This window comes from Varibaculum cambriense (genome assembly GCF_022133705.1).
Classification (GTDB): domain Bacteria; phylum Actinomycetota; class Actinomycetes; order Actinomycetales; family Actinomycetaceae; genus Varibaculum; species Varibaculum cambriense_A.
The window spans coordinates 31,747-58,483 of record NZ_JAKNHJ010000008.1 but is presented as its reverse complement, the minus strand read 5'-3'; the positions used below and the strand labels follow the sequence as shown (position 1 = coordinate 58,483).

At 54.1% G+C, this 26,737-nt stretch carries 14 protein-coding genes; 4 read left to right on the top strand and 10 right to left on the bottom strand.

Going from position 1 to position 26,737, the window contains the following annotated elements; all coding sequences use genetic code 11:
• Positions 1-350: 350 nt before the first annotated feature.
• The 4 genes from L0M99_RS05195 to L0M99_RS05180 form a co-directional block, all read right to left on the bottom strand.
• Positions 351-10,073: a VaFE repeat-containing surface-anchored protein gene (locus L0M99_RS05195; protein ID WP_238127990.1), complete on the bottom strand. Its 9,723-nt coding sequence runs from the start codon at positions 10,071-10,073 to the stop codon at positions 351-353.
• Positions 10,074-10,567: 494 nt separating this feature from the next.
• On the bottom strand, positions 10,568-11,002 hold the full coding sequence (dtd, locus tag L0M99_RS05190) for a D-aminoacyl-tRNA deacylase (RefSeq protein ID WP_238127989.1): 435 nt from the start codon (positions 11,000-11,002) through the stop codon (positions 10,568-10,570).
• A 9-nt stretch (positions 11,003-11,011) separates the two neighbouring features.
• Positions 11,012-12,127, bottom strand: a complete 1,116-nt coding sequence (locus L0M99_RS05185; RefSeq protein WP_238127988.1) for a YgfZ/GcvT domain-containing protein — start codon at positions 12,125-12,127, stop codon at positions 11,012-11,014.
• Between the two features lie 2 nt (positions 12,128-12,129).
• Positions 12,130-12,912 (bottom strand): heme-binding beta-barrel domain-containing protein, encoded by a 783-nt coding sequence (locus tag L0M99_RS05180; protein ID WP_238127987.1) that lies wholly within the window; start codon positions 12,910-12,912, stop codon positions 12,130-12,132.
• Between the two features lie 51 nt (positions 12,913-12,963).
• Here L0M99_RS05180 and L0M99_RS05175 point away from each other — a divergent pair, with 51 nt between their 5' ends.
• Positions 12,964-13,944, top strand: a complete 981-nt coding sequence (locus L0M99_RS05175) for a hypothetical protein (RefSeq protein WP_238127986.1) — start codon at positions 12,964-12,966, stop codon at positions 13,942-13,944.
• Here L0M99_RS05175 and L0M99_RS05170 read toward each other — a convergent pair.
• The 4 genes from L0M99_RS05170 to L0M99_RS05155 are packed head-to-tail and all read right to left on the bottom strand — an operon-like array spanning position 13,941 to position 18,715.
• Positions 13,941-15,599 (bottom strand): NAD(P)-binding protein, encoded by a 1,659-nt coding sequence (locus L0M99_RS05170; protein WP_238127985.1) that lies wholly within the window; start codon positions 15,597-15,599, stop codon positions 13,941-13,943. The two genes, L0M99_RS05175 and L0M99_RS05170, sit on opposite strands and share 4 nt — an antisense overlap.
• The gene (locus tag L0M99_RS05165; RefSeq protein ID WP_024060020.1) at positions 15,600-16,862 is read right to left on the bottom strand and encodes a thiamine pyrophosphate-dependent enzyme; all 1,263 of its coding nucleotides are present in this window, start codon (positions 16,860-16,862) and stop codon (positions 15,600-15,602) included.
• A gap of 10 nt (positions 16,863-16,872) precedes the next feature.
• Entirely contained in the window at positions 16,873-18,138 is a 1,266-nt protein-coding gene (porA, locus tag L0M99_RS09915) for a hypothetical protein (RefSeq protein WP_024060019.1), read from the bottom strand.
• 1 nt (position 18,139) lies between these two features.
• Positions 18,140-18,715, bottom strand: a complete 576-nt coding sequence (locus L0M99_RS05155) for a 2-oxoacid:acceptor oxidoreductase family protein (protein ID WP_024060018.1) — start codon at positions 18,713-18,715, stop codon at positions 18,140-18,142.
• Positions 18,716-18,996: 281 nt separating this feature from the next.
• Between L0M99_RS05155 and L0M99_RS05150 the strand changes: the two genes are divergently transcribed.
• Positions 18,997-20,433, top strand: coding sequence for a YwiC-like family protein (locus L0M99_RS05150; RefSeq protein WP_238127984.1), 1,437 nt, complete (start codon positions 18,997-18,999; stop codon positions 20,431-20,433).
• Between the two features lie 5 nt (positions 20,434-20,438).
• Here the strand turns inward: L0M99_RS05150 and L0M99_RS05145 are convergent, their stop codons facing one another.
• Entirely contained in the window at positions 20,439-21,797 is a 1,359-nt protein-coding gene (locus L0M99_RS05145) for a hypothetical protein (protein ID WP_238127983.1), read from the bottom strand.
• 2 nt (positions 21,798-21,799) lie between these two features.
• Positions 21,800-22,060: a hypothetical protein gene (locus tag L0M99_RS05140; protein ID WP_238127982.1), complete on the bottom strand. Its 261-nt coding sequence runs from the start codon at positions 22,058-22,060 to the stop codon at positions 21,800-21,802.
• Between the two features lie 117 nt (positions 22,061-22,177).
• Here L0M99_RS05140 and L0M99_RS09910 point away from each other — a divergent pair, with 117 nt between their 5' ends.
• Together L0M99_RS09910 and L0M99_RS05130 are read left to right on the top strand one after the other, a co-directional pair.
• Positions 22,178-24,115 (top strand): ATP-binding cassette domain-containing protein, encoded by a 1,938-nt coding sequence (locus tag L0M99_RS09910; protein ID WP_337954206.1) that lies wholly within the window; start codon positions 22,178-22,180, stop codon positions 24,113-24,115.
• A complete protein-coding gene (locus L0M99_RS05130; protein ID WP_238127981.1) occupies positions 24,112-26,667 on the top strand; it encodes an ABC transporter permease in 2,556 nt (851 codons plus the stop codon). The genes L0M99_RS09910 and L0M99_RS05130 overlap by 4 nt, the downstream gene beginning before the upstream one ends.
• The last annotated feature ends 70 nt before the right edge of the window (positions 26,668-26,737 follow it).

The following is a 26,737-nucleotide window of genomic DNA, read 5'->3' as shown; positions in this document are numbered from 1 at the left end:
ACCGCGGAAACGTGAACATGAAAACGTAATTCTGGCGAAGCATCGGGGTCACGGCCGATAAAAACAGGAACGACTGGAGGAGCGGGGGCAAAAGTTTTATCCGAGTGGGTGCGGTGGGCATAGAGTTCGGGAAATACCACAGGTATTTCCCGAACTCTGGGCAGGAGGAAAAACTTTTGCCCACGCAGACACCACATTCACCGAGCCAGGCCTACTTTTCACGGACACCTCGGCACCCCCGGGGGTCGCGATCTATGCACCCGAAAGGGAGCGCGGATATATAGCACTCGGGGCCGGAAGCTTGGCTTCCGACCCCGAGATCCTTCTAGCTATTTAGTTGTATGTCTTTCCTAGTCCTCTAGTTCTTCGCGCTGGTAGCGGCGGATCAGTACTAATCCAACTCCCGCAACCATTGCTAGAACACCGGTCATTGCCATGATTCCGGTGGTGGAGCCGGTCTTAGCTAGAACCGTGCTCACCACTCCCCGGAACCCGGAGGGGGTTCGCGGAGTCGGTCCGGGAGGTGTAGTGCCCGGAGTGTTCGGAGTCTTGGGGGTTTCCGGAGTTTCTGGAGGCGTCCCCGGTGTCGGGTTCTCGACGCTCAGGGTCTGAGCAGCATCATTAATGTCATGGTGCTGCGCTACCTTCTTAGCGCCAGGGCTAGGCTCTCCGTCTTTAATATCCGCAGTCTTGTACAGATCTTCGAATACTACGTATTGCTTATTAGCCTGAATAGCTTCACCTTTAACCGTGAAGTAGACTTTAGCCTCTCCTGCAGTTTCACCTTTCTTGACGGTGAAGGATCCGCGTTCAGCTGTAGCTGCCACTTGGAGCTTACCGTCCTTATCCAGGTAGGTGAGCGGAACGTTCGTGGATTTGTCCATCAGGGTTCCGGTGATGGTGTATTCACCAGGCTCCAGGTTCTTCCACTTGACCGTATCTACGATCACCGCATCTTGACCTGGGGTCAATACCGGTTTACCTAGGTTCGGATCCTTGGTTCCGTCATTGTAGGTGGTGCCATTCTTAGCAACCGTGGCGATCTCCGGAGTCTTTTCTTCCTGTGAGGCCGGCGGAGGTGTTACCTGAACCGTCTGATCGGCATCCTCGAGGTTGGAGTGATCCACTACCGGAGTAGCTTTACCCACAACCTTGCCATCTTTAACATCGGAAGCCTTGTAGACCTGCTCGAATACTACCCAACTGGCCTTGGTGGAGATCTTGTCTCCCGGCACGGTGAATAGCGCGTAGATGGTTCCGGTCTTTTCGCCTTTCTTGACCTCGAAGTCAACCGCCGGGGTGTTAGAGCCCACGACAGGCTTACCGGTCAGCTTGTCCATCAAGGTACCGATCATGGTGTACTTGCCCGGTTTCAGGTTCTTCCAGGTAGCAACATCTTGTACCTGAGCGTTCTCGCCCTTCTTAAGGTTGAGGACTTTGTCCTGATCGGCGTTGTCGCGAGCAATGGTTCCTAGTTCTGGGAAGTCCTTGCTGTAGGTATTCGTAATGGTTACCTGAATCTCGGGAACCACTTTGGTATCTACATCGGGCACCGTGAACTGCGCGGTTTGCTTGCCAATCTTCGAAACCGTCATCGCCGGATCCGAGGAGCTGAAGCTGATTGTATTGGGGAGAATCCCGTCGGGGTTCGCCTCATCGGTCAGCATTTCAGTCAAGGTACATACCGTGCCTACTTGCAGCTGCTTGTCTGCAGGCAGTCCCGCGGATACTCCGGCAGGCATATCGAATTCGAATGCTCCTCCGAAGTTCTTGTCACAGCTGATGGTGAACTTGAACTTACGATCCTTATCCGGAACTTCACCGTCGAGAACTTTCTCAGTTACCTTGGTGAAGGTAATAGCTGGCGGCCCCTTCGGACTTTCAACTACCCGCACGGTCTGGTTGATAGCGTTCAGATCCAGTTCGGACACTACCGGCTGAGCGCCTTCAGCGGGACGTCCGGTCTTAGAATCCACATCGCTGGCGCGGTAGATCCGTTCGAACACTACGAACTTTGCTCCAACTGTTGTGGTAGCACTTGCCGGTAGCTGGATCTTGGTAGTCACGCTGCCTGCCTCTTCACCATTGTTGACAGTGAAGGGAACCGCCTTAGTGGTGGCTCCGGCAACCGGATTGCCTTTGGCGTCTACCAGTTCGCTCAGCGCCTGGTAGTTGCCAGCAGGCAGGTTCTTCCAGTTAACAGTATCGGTTACTACCGCAGCTTTACCTTTTTGGATTTCCTTTTCATTGGCTCCATCGGTGGTGGCAGTGGTGCTTACCGAGGGCGCCTCGGTAACGGTCACGGTCTGCGCATCATCACTGGGGTCATTGTGGGAAACCACGGTGGAGGTGTTCGGCTTCGGATTTTCGCCGTCAGTATCTTCATAGTTGTACAGGTATTCGTACACTACGTACTTTCCGGCCTGACCGATTGTCCCGGCTGGCACATTGAACTTCATGGTGGTGCTACCCGCCGCGGAGTTGTCCTTGGTGATTTCCACTACCACTGGTTCATTGGTAACTCCCGCTACCGGAGCAGCGTTGTTATCCGTAATGTGCATTAGTTTACCGGTGAGCAGGTATTTACCTTCAGGTAGGTTCTTCCAGGTGACTTTATCGGTCACGGTGGTAGCAGTTCCTGCCTGCACGGTTGAAGTACCGTTATCGGTTACCGCGTTGGTCTGCAGTTCCGGCTTGCCCATCTTGTTGTAGGTGTTGGTCACGTTCACCAGTACCTCGGGAACCTCGTCGGTAGCCGCCGGTACGGTGAAGTGTGCCGATCCTGCAGTGGAGTCCTGCTGCACGCTGAAACCGTTGGTTCCGCTGGTCAGCGAGACTGACGGTGTTACCTGTTGCTCGAGTGCGGCATTGAGATCCTCGTGAATGGAGCAGACGTAGCCGCTGCGCAAACCGGTTACCTCGGTAGCCTTGTCTGGACGTACTAGCAAGGTCTTATCGCCTGCGGCGTTGCCGTCCTTATCACGGCAGCTCAAGGTGAAGTAGTAGGGGCGGTTGTTGGATACTTCCATACCCGAGGCCTCTACCTTCTTGATGATCTTCACTTTCGCGGCCGGCGGAGTCGGAGGCGTGATGGCCTCTACCGTCTGATCCGCGTCAGTGATTACGGCGTGTTCCACGACCGGCTTGGCGCCATTGTTCGGGGTTGTGCCGTTTACATCACCTGCGCGGTAGATGTATTCGTAAACCACGTAGCGGCTACCAGCCTTGAGAGAGTCACCGCTGACGGTGAAGGTGTTATCCAGCTTCCCGTTCTTCTGGCCCTCTTTCACCGTGAAGGGTGCCGGGGTGGAAGTGTAGGAAGTTACCGCTTTTTCGGTCTTTTTGTCCATCAGTTTACCGATGAGGACGTAGTCGCCAGGCAGCAGGTTCGCCCAGGATACCTCGTCCACGATCTTGGCGGAAATTCCAGCATAAACCTGGTTGGCCTGCTTGGTTTGGCCATACATACCCTTGGTGCCGTTGGCATCTTTAGCGGAGGTCGCCACGGTGGGCTTCTCCGGCGTCGGGTAGGTGTTGGTCGCAGTGAACACTACGTTTACTTCGGTCAGCTCTTCTGCCGGCATCTTGAAGGAGGCCGAGTTTTCAGAGCTGATCAGACCGATCTTCTCGGAATCTGCGCTGAAGGATACCTGGGAGGGGGCAATGCCCGCTACCTTGGCAGCTTCGCGATCCTCTGTAAGGGTGCAGTTGGCTCCCTTGACGTAGGGCAGCGAGATCTTGGATCCAGCAGTAACCTGGTAGGTCAGCTGCTTGGATTTTCCGTCAATCGGGCTGGAGCACTTCAGGGTGAAGGTGAACGCCTTGGTGGAGGGAACCTCTAGTCCTTCGCTCTTAACAACTTTCTGCAAAGTTAGTGTCGGGGTTACCGGACTTTGCGGTTCTTCACCGGTGGTTACGGTTTGGGCCTTGTCATTGAGATCAGAGTGTTCAACAACTGGTTTCTTTCCGTCCTTAACGTTGCCGTTTTCATCGACATCGCCCTGACGGTAAATCTTCTCGAAGGCTACGAACTGCGAGTTCGCCTTCACCTGCTCTGCGGGAACGGTGAACGTCATTTCTTGGATACCCTTTAGCTCGCCGCTGCTAACGGTGAACTTCACGATTTCCGCATTTACGTTCGGTACCGGCTGTTTGGTTCCCTTGTCCATCAAGGTGCCAACCAGCACGTAGTTTCCGGCAGGCAGTTTCGACCAAGTTACGCGGTCCAGCACTTTGGCCGGGGTCTTAGCGTCGAATACCTTGGTACCCGTCGAGCTTTGAGCAGTGGTTGCCGCCCGCGGCCCTTCGTTTACCGTCTGATTTTCATCATTCGGGTCCTCGTGCTTGGTGACTACCGTCTCATCACCGGGGGTGTTCGGTTGCCCTGGGTGGAGGTATTCGAATGCCACCAGTTTCGCGTTCTGACGGATCTGCCCCACTGTGACCCGGAAGGTCATCTTGGTTTCACCGGACTGGAGGGTTCCAGCCTCGCCAGGAACAGTGAATGCCTTGGAGGTGGAGCTGACCCCGATCGGGTTTCCGGATCCATCGACCAGTTTCCCGGTCAAGTGGTAGGTCTTACCGGCCTCTAGGTTCCGGTATTTCACGGTGTCAACCAGGGTTACGTGATCGCTATCGGCTTTACCGGTAGTATCGATCTGCTTGTTTCCACCTTCATCGGTAAGCACGGTGGCGATCCAGGGATTGACCTGCTTGGTCTGGTTGTCGTCCTTGGGGTCTTCGTGCTTAGTGACCGGTTCGAATCCGCCTTCGACCTGCAGGTCTAGCTTTTCGAACGCGACTAGCGTCGAGTACTTGGCTACATCTGCCTGGGTCAGCTTGAATGGCAGTTCCACTACTCCGCTTGGGGTGGTAATGGTGACTGTCTTTTCGGCTTTGATTCCGGTGCGGGTGGCATCGGTCTTATCCGCGTTCGGTACTACCAGCTCACCGGAGAACTTGTAGGTCTTGCCGACCTCAAGGTTCCAGTAGCTGATCTTATCGGTCAGGGTGTAGGTGTGATCCGCGTCCTCAACCAGGTCGATATTGCCATCGCGTCCTTCGCCCTTTAGCTCAGTAGCAATCTTCGGTTCATCGGGGGTCTGATATTCGTTAGCAGCCTGCACGGCAACCGGAGTCTTCGCGTCCGAACCAATGGTTACAGTCGCGCTGGTTCCAGCGGCCGGACCTACGCCTTTGCCTTTACCGTCAACTGTCCAGCTCACGGTCTGGGCATTGGTGCCTTTAGGTAAGACTTGCTGCTCAGTTACGGTACAGACGGTACCTGCCCGGAACTGTGCGGGAGCCACTACCGGCTCACCGCCCGGTTTCACGTTGGGGATATTACCGTGGGTGCCATCGGAGCAGTCATAGGTGAATTTGTAGCTAGTGGGTAGATCCTTTACCTTATCAGCGCTTTCACCGGCTACCTTCACCGAAGTCTTCTGCACGGAGAAGGTACCTTTTTGCTCGATCTCCTTGTAGGCGTTGGTAGCTTTCACTACCACGTTCGCCTGCTTACCGCTTTCTTTCCACTGTGCTTCAGTCATCGCTTTGTTGATGGTGAAGATGTTAGCGGACGCGGTAGAGGAATCATCCTGGGTGCCGTTCCAGCTAATCGAGTGCTTCACTTTGGCAGTAGACAGTTCGTCTACCGGAATGAACTTACCCTTGCTGTCAATAGCGCCGAGTTCTTCCACCTGAACTTGACTGCCGACCGGTACTCCCCAGAAGGAGTAGGAACCACCGCCCGCAGGAATGGTTTTCTCCTTCACGTGGGTGTTGGTGCCGTCCATGTAGGTCAGCTTGAACTTGTAGGACTGAATATCCAGAGCCTGGTCAGCGCTGCCTTGAACTTCTTTCTTCAGAGTGAACCCACCGAGCTGCTGGCTGTACTGGTTAGTAGCCAAAATCTTGGCTTTTGCTGCAGCTTTGTTCAGCTTAATGGTCAGTTCTAGTTTCCCGTCGGTTCCGGTTACTTCCGCACCGTTGGTGGCACTTGCCCGTAGCTCAGAACCTACATAGTCAGCATTTGCACTGGACTTAGGGGTTTCTTCCCATACTTTACATACGGTGTTTACGGGCAGGTTATTTAGCTGCGGGTTGGCAGGGTCAGCGCTGGTGAAGGTTTCACCATGCTTGAGCTTGAAGCTGCCTTTAACCGCATGTGCATTGCCAGGAATCTCACAGGAGTATCCGAAGTCGAAGGCTACGTCTTTGAGGACGGTGCCGGGGTTTGTTACTCCGGCGACTAGCTTCTCTACCTCGAAGCCACCAACTTTTTGGTTTACGTATTTGTTTTCTACGCTGATGGTAGCTTTTTGGCTTTCGCCGGCTTTAATCGGGTTGGATAGTGCCGCGTTGTGCAGTACCTGCCCCCCGATAGTTACTTGCTGAGGCGCTTTACCGTTAAACGTGGTGGTCAAAGTGGTGTTCGGTACGTTGATACCGGTGGTATCTTCGTAGACTGCACACTGGGAACCAACTGGAATACCAGTGATGGTTGCGCTTCCACCTTTGTTTACGCTAATGGAGGTAAGCTTCTTGGTTACGCTTTCGGCTTTCTGTCCGGTGGCACAAATGTATTTCATTTCGAACGTGCCAGGAATGGTGCCTGCACCGGCGGTTCCATCTACTACCTGCTTGGAGATTTCCAGTTGCCCGGTCTTCTCGGTGTAGGTGTTGGTGGCAACTAGGGCGAGCTGGTTAGCAGCTTCAGCCTTGAAGGTTGCTTCTCCGTCGGCCACGCTTTGGGCGCCTTGCCATTGCAGTTGCCGGTCCAAGTTCTCCGGGGTCGCACTATTTTCCTTGATCTTGCAGGTTACGCCGGGCTTTACTTTGATGGCCGCGGAGGTTTCGCCTGCTTTCAAGCTAGGTATGGCCTTCCAGGAAGCGTCGCCGTCACACTGGTAGGAGAAGTCGAAGGAGTTCGGCACACTGAAGTGGGTTACCCCGGCTGCTTCTACGTTCTTGCGAACGGTGAATTTTGCTTCTTTCGGCGTGTAAGTGTTGGTGGCAGTCACCACGACGGTCTTAGCGTTGTCCTCGGTTAGGTTGAACTTCGCAACGGTACCGTCGCTGTTGATCCCGTTCCCCGAGAACTTAACTTTCACCGTATTCTGGTTATCTTGTACTGCCCGTTCGCTTACCTGGCAGCTCATACCGCTGGTTAGTGCCTTGTTAGAGACGGTGGTCTCGCCTTGGGTTTTGCCTTTGCGCACCAACACGGTGGCGGTGGTCTTAAACCCGTCACAGCTTACATCGAAGTCGAATGCCCGATCACTATCGGTGTTGCCCCCGACGGTCTTTTTAACGATCTTGAACTCGGCGGGTACCGGATTCTTCGGGGTTACGGTAATGGTTTGGGAACCATCGGTGATTTCCTCGTGTTTCGCGTAGGGTTCACCGCTGGGCTCGCTAGTTTGCTCGCCTTGGTAGATGCGCTCGAACACCACATACTTGCCATCAGCCTTTACCTTGGAACCAGGAACTGTCAGCTCTACCAAAGTAGAGCCATTTTCGCTGCCGTTGGTGAAGACTTGCCGTCCACTGGCAATGATTTCTTCGCGGTTATCTTTATTAACCAGAGTAGCGAAGGCAGTGTAGGTGCCGGGTTTGAGGTCTTTGTAAGTGATCTGGTCTTTGACTTTGAAGTCTTGACCATCGGCCTCAACCGAGCTGATTAATGAGTTTCCGTCGTCGCGTACCCACGCTTTGGTCTCAATGGTGGGCAGCTTGTGCTGCTTCGGGTTCACCGAGACGGTCTGTCCCTTGTCGTTGGGATCTTCGTGGGATGCCACGAGGATACCAGCAGTGTTGTCGGCACCTTTGAATACTTTTTCGTAAACCACATAGGAGGCGCCAGCTTCGATTTGCTTAGCAGGCAGGGTGAACGTTAGTTCCTGGGTGCCCTTTAGCTCTCCCGCGTTTACGGTGAAGTTCTTGGAGGCATTGGTGCCCGGTACGGGCACTACCTGGTCGCCTACCTTCTTCATTAGCTGTCCGCTGAGGGTGTAGGTGCCGGGCTTCAACTTGTTCCAGGTGACCGTGTCTTTAATGAGGACGTCGCTACCTTCTTCCGGTACCGCTACTTTACCTTCATCGGTGGAGTCACCTTGTGCCTTCGCACTGGTACCGATGCGGGGTTTCTCGGTTACGGTCTGTTTTTCGTCCGTCTTATCTTTGTGCTCGGCAGCCTTAGTGCCACTTTCTGGATTCGTTCCCTGATATAGGGTCTCAAAAGCTACCAGTTTCGCGTTTTCACGGATTTTAGCTACTGGTACCTGGAACTTAATGTTGACGGTTCCGGAATAGTAGCCACTGCCATTGTCGCTAGCACCAGAGGCTTTGGGATCGAAAGGATCGCTGACGCCAGTTACTCCAACGCTATTGCCATCACCATCTACCAGTTCACCTTTAATGACATAGTTCTGTCCGCCCTTAAGATTCTTAAAGGCTACCTTGTCGATAAGGGTCACGGTATCGGTATCGGCTTTACCAGCAGTATCGATTGTTTTAGCTCCATCGCTGCCTTCCAAAGTGGTGCCGATGCTAGGCTCCGGAGCCACCGGGCAGGTAGAGGTGAATTCGAAAGAACTGGAGGCAGAACCGGAAACGGCTACTGCATATTTGCCGAGGTTCACCTGGGACTGGAAGTCAACGTAAACAGTTTTATCAGGGTTGAAAATGTAGGTACGAGTAAGTTCGATACTACCCTTGAAGGACGCATTGATATTTGCCTTCTGGACAGTTCCGGAACAAGCGGCAGCGTCATCAAATTTAACGCCCACTAAAATCCCGCCCGGCGAAGCAGCTTTGGCGATGGAGGTGTCGGCGGGCAGCACTAAGTTATCCGAGCCGCTGATCTGCAGGCTACCCTTAGCCTGCTGTAACAGGGCAATGGCCTCTGAGCTACCAATCAGGTTTACCCGGAAGTGAGTGTCATCGGCGCGGGTAACGCTGAGCTTGATCGATTCCAGTAGCTGCTTATTATTTTGGTAGGCAGCTTCATCTTTGGCCATACTGTCAGCGGTTTCCGCTTTCCATTTAGCCAAAGCCTCTTTGTAGGCCTGTTCATTCGCGATCTGCTGATCTTTCAGTGCCTGATAGGCCTGCCACATCTTAATTTCCGATTTAGCAATATTTTGGATGTGGGGTAGCAGCTGCTGCGCGATAGCTGTCAGCCTACTGTTTACCGTATTATTCGCGTAGGTAATAACAATCCGGTTTGCCGGAGTTCTGGTTTCAATCGCCCAAATCATCGCTTGGGCGACTGCATTCTTCTCCGCGCCCTTTACCTGATTCATGAGTTGCAGAGCCGCTTTGTGTTCCTCAATCAGGATCTTGTTCTGTTCGTAAAAGTCTTTTCCTGCCGGGAATCGGGTATCGACATTCATCAACCGGCGATCGCCGCCATTGTACAAATAGGCTAGTGCTTTGAGCTGTGTCTGAATTTCGGGATCCATTACCAGGCGATGGTCGTACTTGCCCACAACCCCGACACCTTCATTCGCATCAATCGCAACTTTAAGCGCGTGATTTTTATGACCGGGCTTGACCGGATCGAGCCAGGAGCGATCCATGCCCACACCGGGCTGCACACACAGGGCGCTGGTGATATATTCGGGAGCCTGTTGCCGGGCACCTTGGCTACGGACATCCCAATTCACCGAACTCGGGTCTTTCACCATTAGATAGGGTGAGACATAGCTGGAGTTCTCGCCATTCAAGCTAACGCCGCCGCCAAGCTGCCAGTAGTTCGCCTGATCTCGGGCAGCGAACCAAGTACGCTTTTGAGCATCGGTGTTATTGGGAACGAACTGTTTGTAGTAGAAACTACCGAGATCCGCAAAGGCGAACGGGGGATTAGCAATATCCCACTTGCCGTCCTTTTGCTCCTGGAAATTCATGCCGGTTTCTACGGCTTTGAAATCTTTTGCTAATTGGGCATTCTCCGTATCGGAGGCCTGGGAGGGGGCTACCAAGGTGGTGATAGTCCATGCCAGGGCTAATGCAGCAGCTAATCCAGCGACGATCCAACGCCGCAACAATTTAGCAGTTTGACTGTTAATCATTATTCATCCTGTGTCTACTAGAAGGAGGGATCGACATCTCCACCAACAGATCCTGACGAGGCGTTCGCCTGGGTTATGTCACGCCCAAACGCCCCGCCTGGAGGGACCTGGCCTGTTGTCAATGCCGACAGGAACACTATTAACTTGTCTAGGTGTAGTTAACTTATTTTAATACACTTACCATCTTACAAGATTTTCATAGAACAACGCAAGAGAGTTATAGAGGTAAACCGCGGGTACCGGGGTAATTGTTGGAAGTTAGCGCACTTTCAACAGGGAATTTAGTTGCGTCTTCCATCTGAGGCTGCCATGAAAAGTGCACAGACTCACAGGACAAAAGACCTGCATCAATTGCGAATTAACATTAAAAATCATTAAGGGATTTTATGGTTATCGAACTGGGTATTCCTTAATAATTAAACTAGTTTTAACGACCAGCCTAAACCGAAGACAGCACTGCTTGGTAAACCTAGCCAACTACGTTAGCTGACTCGTTACTGGGGTTCCTTGGCCAGCCACAAAGTATAAGGCCCATCATTAACTAAAGACACCTGCATCATCGCGCCGAAGACTCCGGTTTCAACCTCCGCGCCACCAGCGCGCAAATCCGCAACTAGTTTGTCAAAAATAGGATGTGCCACCTCGCCCTTAGCCGCATAAGTCCAGGAAGGGCGGCGTCCCTTGCGCACCGAACCATACAGGGTGAACTGGGAAACCACCAGCAGGGGTGCCCCCGACTCCAGCACTGAAGAGCCGTCCTCAAAAATCTGTTGATTAAGTAGGCGGCGCACCGTCCAATCAATCTGTTCTTGCCCATCACCGGGGGTTATCCCCACGAAAGCTACCAGGCCGGGGCAAGCCAGCCTCCCAACCGTTTTACCATCGACCGTAACCTCAGCCGAAAGTGCCCTCTGAATTAAGGTACGCAAAAGAGCCTCCTAGCCTGCAATATTTAATGATCCGGAACCGCCAGGCAGAGAAGCTTCAGAAAAGGCTTTCCGATCAATGCGGGACTGTCCCTGCCAGGAAACCCCAGAGGGATCCCCAATTGGGGTCACCGCCGCCGCCAAAGAGTGCTCTTCCCCGTCCTCTTGCCAACAGACCGTGAGATCTCCAGTAGGAGCGCTCCGTTTAATTAAGCCGAGACCAATGGGGCCGTCCTCAAAATGATTCGCGCTTACCCGCACGCTACCTACCTTGCGGCTCCCGGAGAAAAGCTCTGCACCCGCAGGAGGCAACAAAGAGGAACTACCATCCAGATGCAAAAACACCGCTCGGCGCGGAGGATGCCCCAGGTTAACGATGCGCGCCACCGTCTCCTGTCCGCAGTAGCATCCCTTATTAAGGTGAACCGCCGTGCGTAACCAATCAAGTTCATGTGGCAAAGCGCGCGGGTCAACATCTGAGCCGTAGGGACGCCAAGCCGCTATCCGCAAAGCCCGCCAATCGGCCTCGGCAGCATATACCGGAGCCGCCAGGCTGTAACCGTCCGTAGTTTCTTGCGGCCAAGAAAGCTGTTCCCAACGGCTACGCAATTCGGCGTGCACCTTAGCGGTATCCGCAACGGGAATCACCCCGAGACGCGCGGGGTAATCTCGCCCGGGATGAGCGAGGGCGCGCGGAGAATAGGCGGTGCCACCAGCTGTTATTCCCGGCCAAGGATCTGCCCAAATCGGCCCAAGCTGTCTCAGCACTTCCTCAGCGAGGCTGGGGGCGAAAAATCCCCAAACCGAAAGCTCCTCGCGGACGGTAACTTCCACGCGGGACATAAATTTCATGGATTCTAAAAACTGCGCCAAAGCCGACGCATCCGCGGTAAACAGCCAAGCAACCTCGCCCGCCCAAACAATTCCAGCCGCAAATTTGACCCGGCCGTTGGCATCCAGGAAGAGCATTTCCCGGCTCTCGCCCGCAGACATACCGGTTACGACTTGCGAAGATAGGGTGGTTAGCCAGGAGGGGGCATCTATCCCAGACACGGTAAGCACCTGGAGCTCGGTTTCCGCGATCCCGAATCCGGCCCGCAAAGCCACTTGGTTGTCTACAAAAGTCACTATTAGGCTCCTTCTTCCCCGCTAATACCCGGAGTTTCCTCGCGGGAATCAGCAGCTTCCTGCCTGCCGGCGGCCTGCTCGGCATCTTTTTCCTCTTTAGCTTCCCCTGTAGCCCCGGCGGCTTCCTCTTTATCTAGATCGTTGCGCGGATCTTCCCCAGCGGGCAAAGATGTCACCCCGGGTGCGCTCAAAGTCTCCTCTCCGACGGGAAGACGCAACAGACGCGCCGAAAAATCAGATTCGGCCTCTTGACCTGGAAGAACCGAATCTTGCGCCCAGAACAGTTCCGAAGAAACTAATCCCATCATGCGCGAAAGCTGCTCAAAGGGGGCAGGGGCGCGGCGAGAAGAAATCATGATCCGCGGCCCCATCGAGACCGCCTCCCAAGAAACCTCGGCGGTGTAGGGGCCGCCAGCAGAAGTCAGGCGAGAGCGCGAACGCGCCTCTTGCTCACTATCGGCAGGGGCGGCAGCAGTTACTCGCCAAGAGGTATCCTCCCGCCAAAGCAAAGCACCACGGCGCAACTGCTTTAGGCCAGTCGCGGCGTCAGCTTGCATATCCGGTTTATCGGCAACCGGCTCTGCCAACCAGGTAAGGGTAGCTTGCTGCAGACTCGTCCCGGTGGCGCGAAAAGTAGTTTCTTGCCAAATAAAGCATTCCTCGCGCTCTGCGCTTTCAGTATCCGGATCTTTAGGCAAACGCGCGGTTCCCCACCCTCGCCAAGACCCCAGTAGCCACGCCAGGGGGATTAATTCTTTCGCTAAGCCTAAAGGTAAATCCATCATGAGCTACAGCCTAGTAGAGTAAGTAAGGCACAAGCTATAAAAGTGACGCAATTGGGCGAAGAGCAAAACCGGGAGAGAATCGAAAACATGGAAGATTCGGTAACCAAACCGCAGGCAACCCCGAGCGGCGCGAACCCGCCTGCGCCAGCAGACTCCCCTGCCCCTAGCGGCAGTAACACCCAAAAAAGTGCGCCCGGCTTGGCAGGTGCGGCGAAAAAACCTACCCCGAACCCGGTTTCTCCCATAGCTGCTCGCAGCTGGTGGGTAGCGCTACTCGCTGCCCTACCTCCCCTAGCGATGCTCTTTTTCCTCTATTGGAACCCCTATTTAGCGGTAGCCACTGCCGCCGCGGTGACCATCGCGGTCTCCCTAACTTGGGGTGGCCTCTCCCAGGCTCCCAGCCCGGGGCGAACCGGCTTAGTGGTGGTAATCGCCGGAATCGGCTGCCTGCTGGCCGCATTCTTAACCAATAATCTCACCTGGGTTCCACTGGTACTTTCCTGGTGTGTACTGGCAGCTTTTATCGCCGAAATGACCCGAGGAAAACATCGCCCTTTAACTACCTGGTCACTAGCTAGCACTATCGCTGGATGCGCGCTGGTAGCAGCCGGATCGGCCTGGGGACTGGCTATCGCCTACCCCACGATGAACCTGCTGGCGATGGCAGCACTGCCAGCCATGGGACTAGCTTGCCTAACCTTGGCACTCCCCACCAAATATGCCAGTCTCCGCTGGCTATATTGCTCTGTAGCCGGGATCCTCGCCTCGGGTTTGCTGACGTATTTTGTGCTATACCAATACTCCGATTTAGCCCTAGCGATCCCCTTTGCCTACCGCAATCCTGCCTTGGCGATCTGGATCATGACGGTGGGTTTAGGATTCCTATCTGGGCTGTTAGTCGCCTGTATCAACGCGTTATTTATGGTGCCGGCAGGTAAAAACTACCGCTGGCGGCAACTTACCCTCGCCCTGCTACCCACTTTGTTTATTGCGGTTCCGATCTACTCTTTGGCGCGCCTAATCACCGGCTAGTTTTCCTCTGGAATCATCAAGATGGAGCCACAAGGACACTCTTCAGCGCAAATCCCGCAGCCCTTACAGTAGTCATACTTGAACTCGTACTCGCCCGGCTTAATCTTCTTGATGGCGTTATCAGGACAAACCCCGAAACAGTTATCGCAACCGAAACAGTTACCACAAGACATGCAGCGCCGCGCCTCAAATAGGGCAGACTCTTGATCTAAGCCTTGCACAACCTCGTCAAAGGTCGAGGAGCGCCGGGCAGATTCAATCTTGGCGCGCACCCGGTGCGGAGCATCCGCGTAATACCAGTTAGTAAGCCGATCATAAGTGGCATCTCCGGTGATCGGGGGCTTGTGGTACTCGGTGCCGTGCAGGAAAGCGTCAATATAGCGAGCAGCTTTCTTGCCGTGACCAATCGCCACCGTAACTGTACGCTCGGAAGGAACCATGTCCCCGCCGGCAAACACGCCGTGACGCCCGGTCATCATCTGCGAGTTAACCTGGACGACTCCCTTTTCGATTTCGATATCGCGGGCACGCTCCACCAAACCTAAATCAGATTCCTGACCTAGCGCCATTACCACCGAATCGGCGCCGAGTTCTTCAAACTCACCGGTCGGTTGGGGGAAGCCGTTCTCGTCCAGCTCCATTTTCTCTACCGTAAGCTTGCCGCCATCAATATGTTTGATGGTGGACAGCCACCGCATCATGATCCCCTCTTCTTCGGCTTCTGTAACCTCAGAATCGTGGGCAGGCATCCGGTCACGGTTACGACGATACACAATCACCGCTTCCTCTGCGCCCAAACGCTTCGCGGTGCGAGCAGCATCAATCGCGGTATTACCCCCGCCATAGATAACAACCCGCCGCCCTAGCATCGGCTTGTCCTCGCCCTCCATATCGGCAAGCAGCTGAACCGCGTCCATAACTTTCGCAGAGCCACCAGCAGGAATATCGGCGTGACGCCCAATATGGGCACCGACCGCCAAAAATACGGCATCGAAGTCATCGGCCACATCGTCAACATTTTCGACTTTGGCATTGAACTCGAAACGTACCCCCAGGTCTTCGATCCGTTTAATCTCGGCATCGAGCACCTCGCGGGGCAGACGATACTTAGGGATCCCAAAACGCATCATCCCGCCCGCCATCGGCCCGGCTTCTTTTACGGTGACTTCGTGACCGAGGCGGCGCAGGTGATAGGCAGCAGACAGCCCGGAAGGCCCGGCTCCCACTACCAGTACGTGTTTACCGGTGGGAGCCGCATCTATAGTTACATTCCAGCCCTCTGCAATGGCCTTATCGCCCAGGAAACGCTCAATCGCGTTAATGCCTACGGCCTCGTCCATTTGCCCGCGGTTACAGGCAGTTTGGCAAGGATGGTAGCAAACCCGTCCCATAGTGGCAGGTAACGGATTGTTTACCATGATTTCCCGCCAAGCGGCCTCGTAGTCGCCCTCCTCGGCGTGGTAAAGCCAAGCCTGGACGTTTTCACCAGCGGGGCAAGCCTTATTACAAGGGGGCAGCATGGACACATAAACCGGACGTTCGGTACGCCAGGAACCAGTTTCATTCGCCAGCGACGACCCCACATTCAAAGTCACCGCCCAAGGAGCGGTATCTTCACTGCGAATCTCCGGAGTGGGCAGAGCAGTTTGACTCATTTAGTTATCCCCCTTTGAAGCCGAGTTGCCGGCAATATGACGCATCGCGGAAGCAGAAGTTTCCCCAGAATCCGGGCGGTCATCCGCAGAAAAAGCGTCGCTTTGGGTACGTTTAGCTTTCGAAGCCTCTTCAATAATGCGCTGGGTAAAGCGCCCCTCGGGGTCTTCACCCGCCGCCAGAATCCGCTCCAGTACGTCCTCGTCCAATTGTTCCGGATCGATGAGGCCGTAGCGGCGGATATTACGGTCCGCGATTTGCTGCATCCGCTCTAAGACCTCTTCTTGCCCTTTCTTAAATACGTGGGCGAAGCGGCGTTGCGGACGCATATATTCGGTGACCGGCACCGGGCGGCGCAGCTTAGTTACCGAAGTAATCTCGCCATGCTCGGCCTCGTAAACCGGGAATAGTCCGCATTGGGTGGCCAGGCGTGCCAGGCGAATCGTCAGGTTAGAAGCAGAACCCCAACCCAGCGGGCACGGCACCAGTACGTGAATATAGCGAGAACCGTGGAACTGCATGGCCTTGCGTACCTTGTATTCCAAATCGCGCAAATCCGCGACCGTGGCAGTAGCTACGTAAGGAACCTCGTGCGCCATGGCGATTCGCGGTACATCTTTACCCTGGCCAAACACGTTTCCGGGTTTTTCCCCTACCGGCTGGGTGGTAGCCGTACGGGCAGCGGGGGGAGTCGCCCCGCTTCGCTGCACCCCGGTATTCATATAGGCGCCATTGTCATAGCAGATATAGAGGACGTCGTCGTTACGTTCGAACATCCCCGACAGGCAGCCCATCCCGATATCCACGGTGCCGCCATCGCCTCCCTGGGCAACCACCCGGGTTTTCTTGCCTTTGGCGCGAAGCGCTGCCGCCGCCCCCGAAGCTACTGCGGGAGCATTGCCGAATAGGGAGTGTACCCAAGGAATCGTCCAAGCAGTTTCGGGGTAAGGAGTAGAAAAAACCTCCAGACAGCCGGTGGCATTAACCGCCACCAAATCTCGATCGGCGGCATCCATCGCGGTGTCGAGGGCGTAACGCGCCCCCAAAGCTTCCCCGCAGCCCTGACAAGCGCGGTGACCGGAAGTTAGCGAGTTGATCCGGTTCGGGTCAGACTGGACGGAACGATAATCTAATTCCGCGAGGCGGTTACCCACCGCATAGGAGCCTACCTGGTAAAACTTTACATTTTCGCGTGCCGGAATCGCAGTTTCTACGCTTTCGCGAAACTGCGGTGCCGGAAGCGGAACACTCATAGTTGCTGACATAGCCTGCCTCCTAAATTCCGCGCGCCGCATTGGCACGCTGAGTGGCGTGACGTTGAATGTTTTCACTGATCGGACCAGAACGCCGGGTGGCTTTTTCCCGTTCCAGCTCCGCCTCAACCAGTTCTTGATCCAGATCCAAGAAGGTTAGGTGTTCTAGCTGGTCGGCGGCTACCTGATCCAGCACCTGCTCCAGGGAATGCTCCGTGATATTGCGCCCGCCCAAACCGGCGATCACTTCATAGTCACGAACTGATTTGCCGGCTCGCGAAAGAGCAGAGCGACAATGAGAAGCTACGATTCCCCCAATACCTAAGGAGAAGGCTTTCTCGATACATACGAAGCGTTTTGCACCCCCCAAATACTTGGCTACCTGTTCAAAGGGGAAGGGTCGGAAGGAGCAAATCCCGAGCACCCCGATTTTTTCGCCCGCTTCGCGGCGCTGATCAACCACGTCTTTAATGGTGCCCAGCACCGAACCCATCGCCACGATAACGGTTTCGGCGTCCTCGATCCGGTAGGGACGAACCAGCCCGCCGGAATCGCGCCCGAAAATGTTCTTGAACTCTGCTTGTACTTTGGGAATGAGCTCTAACGCTTGCAGCTGTTTGACGTGTTGGAGGTACTTTACTTCGGTAAAGGCTTCCGGACCTACCATCGCACCAATAGTAATCGGATCTGCTGGGTCGAGGACGACCCGGGGAGTATAGGGAGGCAGGAACTTTTCTACCTGCTCTTTTTCCGGAACATCTACCTGTTCCACCGCGTGGGTCAAAATAAAGCCATCCATACAAACCATTACTGGAACCGAAAGTTCTTCGGCAATCCTGAACGCTTGTACATGCAGATCCGAGGCTTCCTGGTTGTTCTCAGCGAACAATTGCAGCCACCCGGATTCGCGTTGACTCATGGTGTCGGAGTGGTCATTCCAAATGTTGATCGGCCCGCCGATCGCCCGGTTAGCCACCGTCATTACGATGGGCAACCCTAGCCCGGCAGCGTTATAAACTGCCTCTACCATATAGAGAAGCCCCTGGGAGGCGGTAGCGGTATAGGTACGCGCCCCCACTGCCGAAGCCCCAATGCAGGCCGACATGGCTGCGAACTCGGATTCTACGTTAATATATTCCGCGCTGCCCATCTTGCCTGCTTTAACCAGGGCAGATAGCGCCTCCACTATGTGGGTTTGGGGGCTGATCGGGTAAGCACTGACAACTTCCGGGCTGCAGGCGGCAACCGATTGCGCAATAGCTTGCGAACCTTCAATCTGTTTTAGCACGTTACTTGGCCTCTTCTTTCATTGAACTGACCATTTCGTAGGCGGCGACCGCGGCAGCCACATTGCCTTCACCGACTTTGCCGTGGAAACGGTTTTGAATCGCCTGGGTAACACTGGACAGGCGCACTAACCCAGTCAGGGCGGCTGCTCCCCCCAGCATCACTGCGTTCGGTAGGGGGCGACCCAGATGCTTCTTAGCGATCTCGGTAGCCGGGATCATCACCACATGTCCTTGCGGGTGGGCGGCAATTACTTCCTCTATCCCCAGTTCAGCAGCCGACTTGGCCGAGTTTACCAGCGCGAACCCGTCTGGTTTCAGACCCGAAAACACGTCCATAATCGCCAGTAGGGTAGCATCTTGCACCACCACCAAATCGGGTTCCTGAACGGGTTCGCGGGTACGGATTTCTTTATCTGCAATCCGGCAATAAGAAACTACCGGCGCACCGGTACGCTCCGAACCGAAAGAAGGGAACGCCTGCGCATGATGCCCATCGGTGAATGCCGCATAGGCAATCAGATCAGCAGCAGTTACGACGCCTTGGCCACCTCTGCCATGAATTCGAACTTCAGTCATACTTTTACCTTAGGACTGCGGTCCCAGCTAAGAGGCATCCAAATATTAAATTGCCATTACCAGGGGATTTAAGTTTATAAGGTTTTCTAACTCATAAGGGATTCCCTGACGCAAATGTATCTTAAATACCTGAGCGCATATTTATCCCGCCAGAAAAAATGTGACCGAAGTGTTATTAGCCGTTCTTATCGGCACTTTTATATCTAACCGAGACCAAAATGCTACCGCTTCGTGAGCATCTATTAAGCACAATCTCATGTGTTCATAGTACGGTTGCCCATGTGCAAAATGCGTATGAAGCCGTTCAGCCCGAAGATATAGCGGGCGAAGACGAGGTCAAACCGGACAGGACGCCCTCAAGGGCGAGGCCGGTACGCAGCACAATTCCGCAGCCTTACTCTCATACGATCGCCTCTTCAAAACCTTTAGCGGGCGAGGATCCTACTCCCTTGAATAGTGATGGCAGCCAGGGCGATACTCCTCGTGACACCAATTCCGAGCCCCCGATCCGGCGTTCTCTGCTGGTTAGAAAACCCCAGGGCTTCAGCGCCGAGGGAGGTGTTTCCGCTAGTACCACCGGCGGGGTAACTGCCGTTCCCAACACCGGTAACCTGCAAAAGATTCATGCCCCCTTGCTGGGAGAGTCTAACGCTGACAATCCCGCGCCTAGCGACCAGCTGGCAAAATCTGCAGAAGACTCCCGGAAGGGCGAAAAGCTTTCTTCGCCCTCGGAAAAACTGCAGCTACCGGGAGTGAAGGCTCACACCTCCCGCTTTCGGCGGGTAGTGAAAAACGATTTTTCGCAGATTAATAAGCCACTTAAACGCGACGATGATCTCCATATCATCCAACAGCTTGGTAAAAAATCTAACCGCTGGGGCAGATGGGCACGCAACGGTTGGGTGCCAACTCAAGAGGGTGCCTATGCGATGGCGCTACTGCCCTACTGGATTGGAGTGATAGAGTCTTCGCTTCGTCCAGTTCATTGGCTGGTATTTACGCTGTGGCTTTGCGGATATTTCGCCTTTAATGCGGGGGGACTGTGGTTGCGATCCCACCGCAAAGATCGTTACTTCAAACCATTACAAATCTATGGTGCTATAACTTTAGTTTTAGGAGTTATCAGCCTGCTGGTAGCACCCCCGCTGCTGGAGTGGACCCTAGTATTTTTCCCGCTAATCGTAATCGCAGTGGTCGAATCGGTTCTCCATCGGGAACGATCTTTATTGGCGCGCACCAGTACCATTTTGGCGACTGGAGTCATGAGCCTAGTTTCCTACGATATCGGCACCCAGTTTTCGCGATCTTTCGCTGCCATTCCCTGGTTGGAACATACTGCTACCAGTAATGTTGACTGGGTCGTATCTCCTACCGGGAATCTGCAAGGTTGGGGCTGGATGCTGGTAGTAGCTTGGGTCATTACCTCTTACTACTGGTCAACTATTCCCTATGTGCGGTCTTTGGTTCGCCGGCGAAATTCGCAGCCTTTCTGGTTCTTTTCGATAGGGGCTCATGCAGTACTAACTGCGGTGATTCTGGCATTTTTCATTCTAGGTTGGGTTACCTGGTGGCATCTGTTGGTTTGGACGCTGCTGCTGGCGCGCTCGATTGCGGTGCCGCTATTGCAAAAGAAATATCCGCAGGCGCTTACGGTATCGCGGATAGGGTTCGCGGAGATAGCGGTGGCGATGCTGATCATTATTACTTTACTGGTGTAACCCCATTAAAAGGGAGAGATTAGCCTTTTAATGGTTCTAGGATTTGCAGGACGCGGAGCTTCCATCCGTTTCACTACAAATGATTGCGCCGTGGCTTTGGTAGTCCTATTAATCCCCAAGTTGTGGTTACGAGTTTCAATAAAACGCGCATAGTCTCCATCGCCGGAGTTTTCCCACGCTTTCGCTACCTGACCATATAGTTCTTTAGCGTGATTTCCTCCCACACTGTGGTAGTTCTTATAGGTCCGCACCGTGGTCAGGTTGGGAACATTGGGATTTGTCCGTCCGTCAAGCCGGGGCACAATATCGGCAGAATTTTCTAGTGATACCATATGGACTCCTGACGCCGGACGAAAATTGCCGGTATTAGAACCCAGCGTTACCACGCTTTTTATATTGTATTTTTTTGCCAAATCGGGATTTGCACCTAGTTGTGCTGCCACCGCCCCGCCTTGCGAGTGACCTATCAGTTCTACCGGTTGCCCGCGGCGATACCCGGCCTGATCTAAGGCTCTAGTAACCGCATTGGTCATATCGGAGTTTCCTGCCCGACCCGATGCATTAGTTTGCAAATTAGTGCGCATATCTTGCGGATTTGCCCCCGTAACCGTCCATACCTGGGTGCCACGGATATCTACCCGCCAAGCAACCCGATTACCGGTACGATATTTAACTACCCGCAACTCGCCATGATCGGGAAACGCTTTTGCTTGATTAAATTCGCTGACCAGTCCAGAAATGTTTAAGGGAGCGGTAACTTTTTGAGATTTACCATCGATTTTGGGGGCTACCCACAGCGAACCCGGTCCTTGAAATGCCGCAATCTGCTGGGCGAGCCGGGCAGACAATAACTGCACGATGAAACCTTTGCCGTTTTCACCCTGCTCATTTAGGGCTGCGAGCAAAGAATTATCGCGGTGCCGGTCGTTTTGTGAAACCCACAGCGCAGAATCACCTAAGTAATCATCAGGTTTGCTCCATAACAAAAGTCCCGCAAGACTACCGAAGTCTATTGAACCGGAAAGCACATCCAACGAAGAAACTATCTGTCGCGAACGTGCCTCGCAGTTTTCGTATCTGGCTGCTGCCAGCAGCAAGTTATTTTGTAGCAATCCGATCTGGAGAGATAAATCTATCGCTGATTCCGCGAGCATCTGCAACGCTGAAATCAGTCGCTGCGTTACCGATATCCGTGGCAAGATGGCAGCAGAGTTTACTGCTTGACTGGCAATCCGTCTGACCTGTAAAACCTTTTCTAAAATACTGTTTAAATTGGCCGCATTAGCACGAATAACTGCGGTGTTAATCCCCAGCTGGTGACCGCCAACTACGCTAATCGGTAGGGAATTATCATCGGTGGGCATAGTTATTTTCCCGCCTGCTGTAGGGCTAGCAGCGCCGAGATTGCTTCCTGGGCTAAGCTATCCGCCGCCACCGCGGCTCTAGATAGCGCAATCAGGTTCTGTTCTTGACGCCGCAAAGTTCCTTGCGCAGCGGTAGCTGCATCTGATGTCCACTGTTCACGCAAATCCATCCCAGCCACTTGTCCTGAAGCGCTGTGCGCCACCAGCGCCGCTTGTCGCATATCCTCGCTAATAGCGGCCGCAATCGCCACCTCGCTTGCCATATCCTCCCCTTCCTTAGCTATTTGCGAATCTAGCGGGGCAATAATTCGCGGAGCTGTTTACAAATAAACAAATTAGGAAAACCAGATCGTAATCCCGGCTGTGCAATATTGGTGCGAGTGGCACTAACGACACTCCTAGAGGTATGGGATAACATAAAACACATGGTGAACTCCCAAGACAGCCGCCTGAAATCCGGTCTTAAACTGCCTTCTAAAGTTGAAGACCCGGTGATTGTGGTCAATCACCTGACCAAAGATTATGAGTCAGGAGCGGGCAAGGTACGTGCTCTGGATAGTATTTCCATCGGGATTGCTCGCCGCCACTTCACCGCGATCATGGGCCCGTCCGGGTCTGGTAAATCGACATTTATGCACTGCTTAGCCGGGTTTGAATCCGCTACTTCCGGCTCTATTAAAATCGACGACACCGAGATCGTAGGGATGAACCAGCGCCGGCTCACTCGGCTGCGCCGTGATCATATCGGCTTTATTTTTCAGGCATTTAACTTAATCCCCACGCTGAGCGCGAAAGAAAACATGGTTTTGCCTTTCGAAATCTCACGTCGAAAATTTCCCGCAGAACGCTTCGAACAAGTAGTCGCGGCATTGGGGTTACAAGATCGCCTAAATCATCGCCCCTCGGAGCTTTCGGGCGGGCAACAGCAGCGAGTGGCTTGCGCTAGAGCCCTCCTCCAAGATGCGGTGGTGCTTTTTGCGGACGAACCCACGGGAAATCTAGATTCTGAATCCTCGGAGCAAGTCCTGCGTTACCTGCGTAAAGCAGTTAATGATTTTGGGCAATCAGTAGTGATGGTAACCCACGAGGCCGCGGCGGCCGCCTATGCTGATCGCGTCCTGTTTTTATCCGATGGCAAGATTGTGGCCGAACTCGATAACCCAGAACGCGAACGGATACTGGCGGCTCAAACCGAACTACCTGCGTTTATGGCCACGCACTCCCTACCTAATACCGAGAATGCTGCCAGCGGATCCTTAAAGGATACCCAGAAATCTGCCTCATTCTTGCCGGCTGGAACCAAAACAGGTGCCTGGCCAGATCATGAAAAAATGCAGGCGCGCCTGGCAAACTTACAGCTAGCTCGAGGCGCTCAAGTTGAGCTACCGCCTCGCTCCGCCGCCCCAAATAAAGTTGGGGGCATAGATGCGGGGGCATTGCACGCCCTGATGGGAGCGGGAAAACCGGTAGTACCCGCGGAATTGCGTACCCGAGAGGGCGCGCGGCGAGCATTGGCTAAGAAGCGGGAAGCGGCGCCGCCAGAAAAGAAAAGCAACCCGCCGGTGGAAGTAGCCTCGCCTGGAAGCGCCAGTAAACAGGCCGAGCCCGCCGCCTCCAAAATGCCCGTTACCCGCCTAAGTGGCAGCGTGCGGGAAACTCGGGATGAACGCGGCACTACTTGGCAGGGATGGACTCCCAAACCGGGATCGAGAGCTACTAAAGAAGAAAAACCGAGGCCACAGTCGTCCTCAACAAACGTACCTAAGCCGGAGCCTGCGCGCTCGCCCAGCCCCCATACCTCGGCAAAACCGCCTGCCTCCACACCCGGTGGCTTTAAAGCAAACAAGATTGCTACTAGCGCGTCTAGAAAGACTGACCAAAAAACTGATAACCAGCGCTGGTCGGGACTTTATTCAGTATTTTCCAATCCGGTAGCAGAAACTAGCGGATTTTGGGAGGACGCAGCAGATGTCCCCGCCTCCAGGAAAACTACCCGCACTGAAAATCCTGAACCTACAGCTATACACGATTCCCAGGCAAATGAAGCTTTGGCAGCCACGAAAAAGACCCCTAGCAAACAGACAGGTGGCGCTGCCCAGCCGGAAGTATCCGCAAGCAAGGCAGGAACCAAGAAAACTGCGGGGAATCAAATGCCGCCAATTGAGGCCAAACCGAGTAAATCGGTACCACGCACCCCGGAGGATACTTTAAATCAGGAAAAACAGCGTTTGCTCGCCATGATTAAGAAGGCGGAAGCACTGCTTGATTCCTCGCAAGATGCGATCGATTCCTTTGAAACCCCTCAGGATAAAGCATGATTAGGATAGCTTGGCGCAACCTGCGCGCCCACCTGCGACGTTTCCAAATGTCGCTACTGGCAGTGGTGCTCGGGGTGGCTTTCTTATCGGGGATTTTTGCGCTGCGCGCCACCCTTGCCGATTCTTATGATTCTTTGATCGCCTCTACCAACACTTACCAGTATTACCTGGTAGGAAAAGTTCAGGGCAGCAAAGTAGCGGACGAAGCACCAGTTCGGAAAAATCTGTCAGTAAAAATGGCTCAAGAAGCTGAAAGCGTTTCCGGGGTCAAATATGCCGACCCCTATTTGATAGATGTCTGTATGCTTACTGACCAGGACAATAAACGTCTAGGTACCGGCCAACAGGTCTCGGTTTTGCAGGTGATTTATCCGGGTCATTCCGCCCAGCCGCGCCTGGTAAAAGGCGAGGCTCCTCAGGGTAAGCGCGAGGTTGCATTAGAGGAATCCGCAGCGAAACGCCTCGGGGTAGCAACTGGTCAAAGCCTGAAAGTTTATGTTTCTAGCGAAGGTGAATCCGTCAAGGTCAGCGGGATTTATCGTTTCCCCACTCCGGTTGCCTTTACCAACTATGTGTTTGTTGCCGAGGACGGGTTCGCACCGCTCACCCAAAAGCCTCTGCCCCCGGCCACTACCGCAATCGCTATTACCGCGGAGAAAGGAGCGGCGGGGGCGGCGCTTCGAAGCGCTTTAAACCAGGAGTTTTCGGGAAGCGCAGAGGTGATGACCCAGGCGGAATATAACCAGGAAATCAACACCGCGGCTACTTCCTCTCTCGATTTTGTCAATGTATTTTTACTGGTATTCGCAGCAATTGCCCTATTTGTGGGGACGTTTATTATTACCAACACTTTCCAAATGATGGTGCGTGCCGAGCAATCACAATTCGCGATGTTGCGGGCAATCGGGGCTAGCGGAGGACAAGTGTTCTCGATTGTGGCGCTACAAGGCTTACTAGTTGGTATCCTCGGCTCCGCGATCGGGGTGGGAGCCGGATATCTACTCACCCGCCTGGTTTCCTGGGGCTTAGCAAAAGCCGGATTCGAAGCTTTACAGATTAGCTGGTCCTGGTCAATTACCCTCCTGGCTTTAACCGTGGGCATTATCGTGACGGTAATCGGTTCTCTCTGGCCAGCCAGGTCAGCGGCACTTACGCCTCCGGTAGAGGCGATGCGACAGAATACGCAAACCCAAAAACCGGTATGGCCACGAGCCATAATTGGGACGCTGGTGCTGGCGCTCGCAGGGGGACTACTTGCGTGGGCATCCTCAGATAGCGGGACAAACGGCCTGTGGCTCGGCATTGGTGCCGCCCTATTCTTGCTGGCCATGCTGATTTTGGTTACTCCTTTATCCGCAGCAATCATTAGGGTCTTAGCCGGACTGATTTGGTGGCTGCGTCCTCATGCCCGCTTGGCGATGCGCACCTTAACTGCCAACTTGAGGCAAACGGCCAATACTGCCGCCGCTCTCATGATCGGGGTTGCTCTGGTAGCCGTGGGAGCGACTTTGGCTGCCTCTACCAAGGCCTCTACCCAATCGGTAATAGATCAAAAGATAAACACCGATTTGGTGGTGAGCACGGAGCCAACAGTGGTTTCGCTTTCTCCCAGTCTTTTGAACAAAGCCGCCCGGGTATCTGGGGTAAAACAGGTAGACCTGATGACTGGAATCGGGCTTTTTCGGATTACAGTTCCGGGGAAAAAACCTGAGCAAACCATGATGCAAGTGACCTATCCGCAGTTTGACCGCTACATTAAGGTAACCCCCATTAGCGGTGCAACCGCAGACTATTTCTCGCAGTCACCTGCAACTCCTAGAGCAATTGTGTCACGCGCCTGGGCTAAATCTAGAGGGCTCGCCCCCGGGGACAAGATCGAGATCAGCGGGATTCACGGGCAAGAAATAGTTACTATCGCCGCCACTATCGACACCGAATTAATATTCCTGGATGTAATGGTGCCCCGCTCCCTGGCCACCAAACTAGGTCCCGAAGCGGCCGACATTACCACCAGCGCCTCCATCGAACTTGAGGACGGGGCTGACCTGAATAAAGTACAACGCGAGGTGCAAAAAGTAGTTTCAAACAACCCTTTTATGGTGGTGCAAACACATCAGGAAGCAGCAGATAGAGTGGCAGCTACCGTAGATCAGGTTTTGTCAGTCCTGTACGCACTACTAGCATTATCCCTGATAATCGCAGCTTTAGGAATTATGAACACGCTATCGCTTTCGGTGCAGCAGCGTTTTAGAGAACTAGGGCTAATCCGCACCGTGGGGCTTTCTTCCCTGGGGCTATCCCTGATGATTACCGTCGAGTCGGTGCTGATTACGCTGGCAGGTACCCTCCTGGGGATAGGTGGCGGAACCGCGCTAGCAACGTTTGTGTGTCGCTATCTATCCGACCGCGGGATCAGCATTATTGAGGTGCCCTGGGCTTCGCTCGGGTTGATTTGTCTATTGGCGGTGCTGGTAGGAACTTTGGCGGCGCTACTGCCGGCGCGCCGCGCGCGCAGGATGCCAATCCTGGAGGCGGTCTCCTCCGGGGATTAAACCTGAAGAGGCGGCGGAAGCTGCTGCCTAACGCCGCTTAATGCGTCTAGATACACCACTACCCGGGAAT

Bases quoted from the DNA above. Each gene is read 5' to 3' on its own strand.
- L0M99_RS05165 (WP_024060020.1), bottom strand. From the start codon at position 16,862: ATGTCAGCAACTATGAGTGTTCCGCTTCCGGCACCGCAGTTTCGCGAA.
- L0M99_RS05130 (WP_238127981.1), top strand. From the start codon at position 24,112: ATGATTAGGATAGCTTGGCGCAACCTGCGCGCCCACCTGCGACGTTTC.
- L0M99_RS05180 (WP_238127987.1), bottom strand. From the start codon at position 12,912: ATGATGGATTTACCTTTAGGCTTAGCGAAAGAATTAATCCCCCTGGCG.
- L0M99_RS05195 (WP_238127990.1), bottom strand. From the start codon at position 10,073: ATGATTAACAGTCAAACTGCTAAATTGTTGCGGCGTTGGATCGTCGCT.
- L0M99_RS05155 (WP_024060018.1), bottom strand. From the start codon at position 18,715: ATGACTGAAGTTCGAATTCATGGCAGAGGTGGCCAAGGCGTCGTAACT.
- L0M99_RS05170 (WP_238127985.1), bottom strand. From the start codon at position 15,599: ATGAGTCAAACTGCTCTGCCCACTCCGGAGATTCGCAGTGAAGATACC.
- L0M99_RS05140 (WP_238127982.1), bottom strand. From the start codon at position 22,060: ATGGCAAGCGAGGTGGCGATTGCGGCCGCTATTAGCGAGGATATGCGA.
- L0M99_RS05145 (WP_238127983.1), bottom strand. From the start codon at position 21,797: ATGCCCACCGATGATAATTCCCTACCGATTAGCGTAGTTGGCGGTCAC.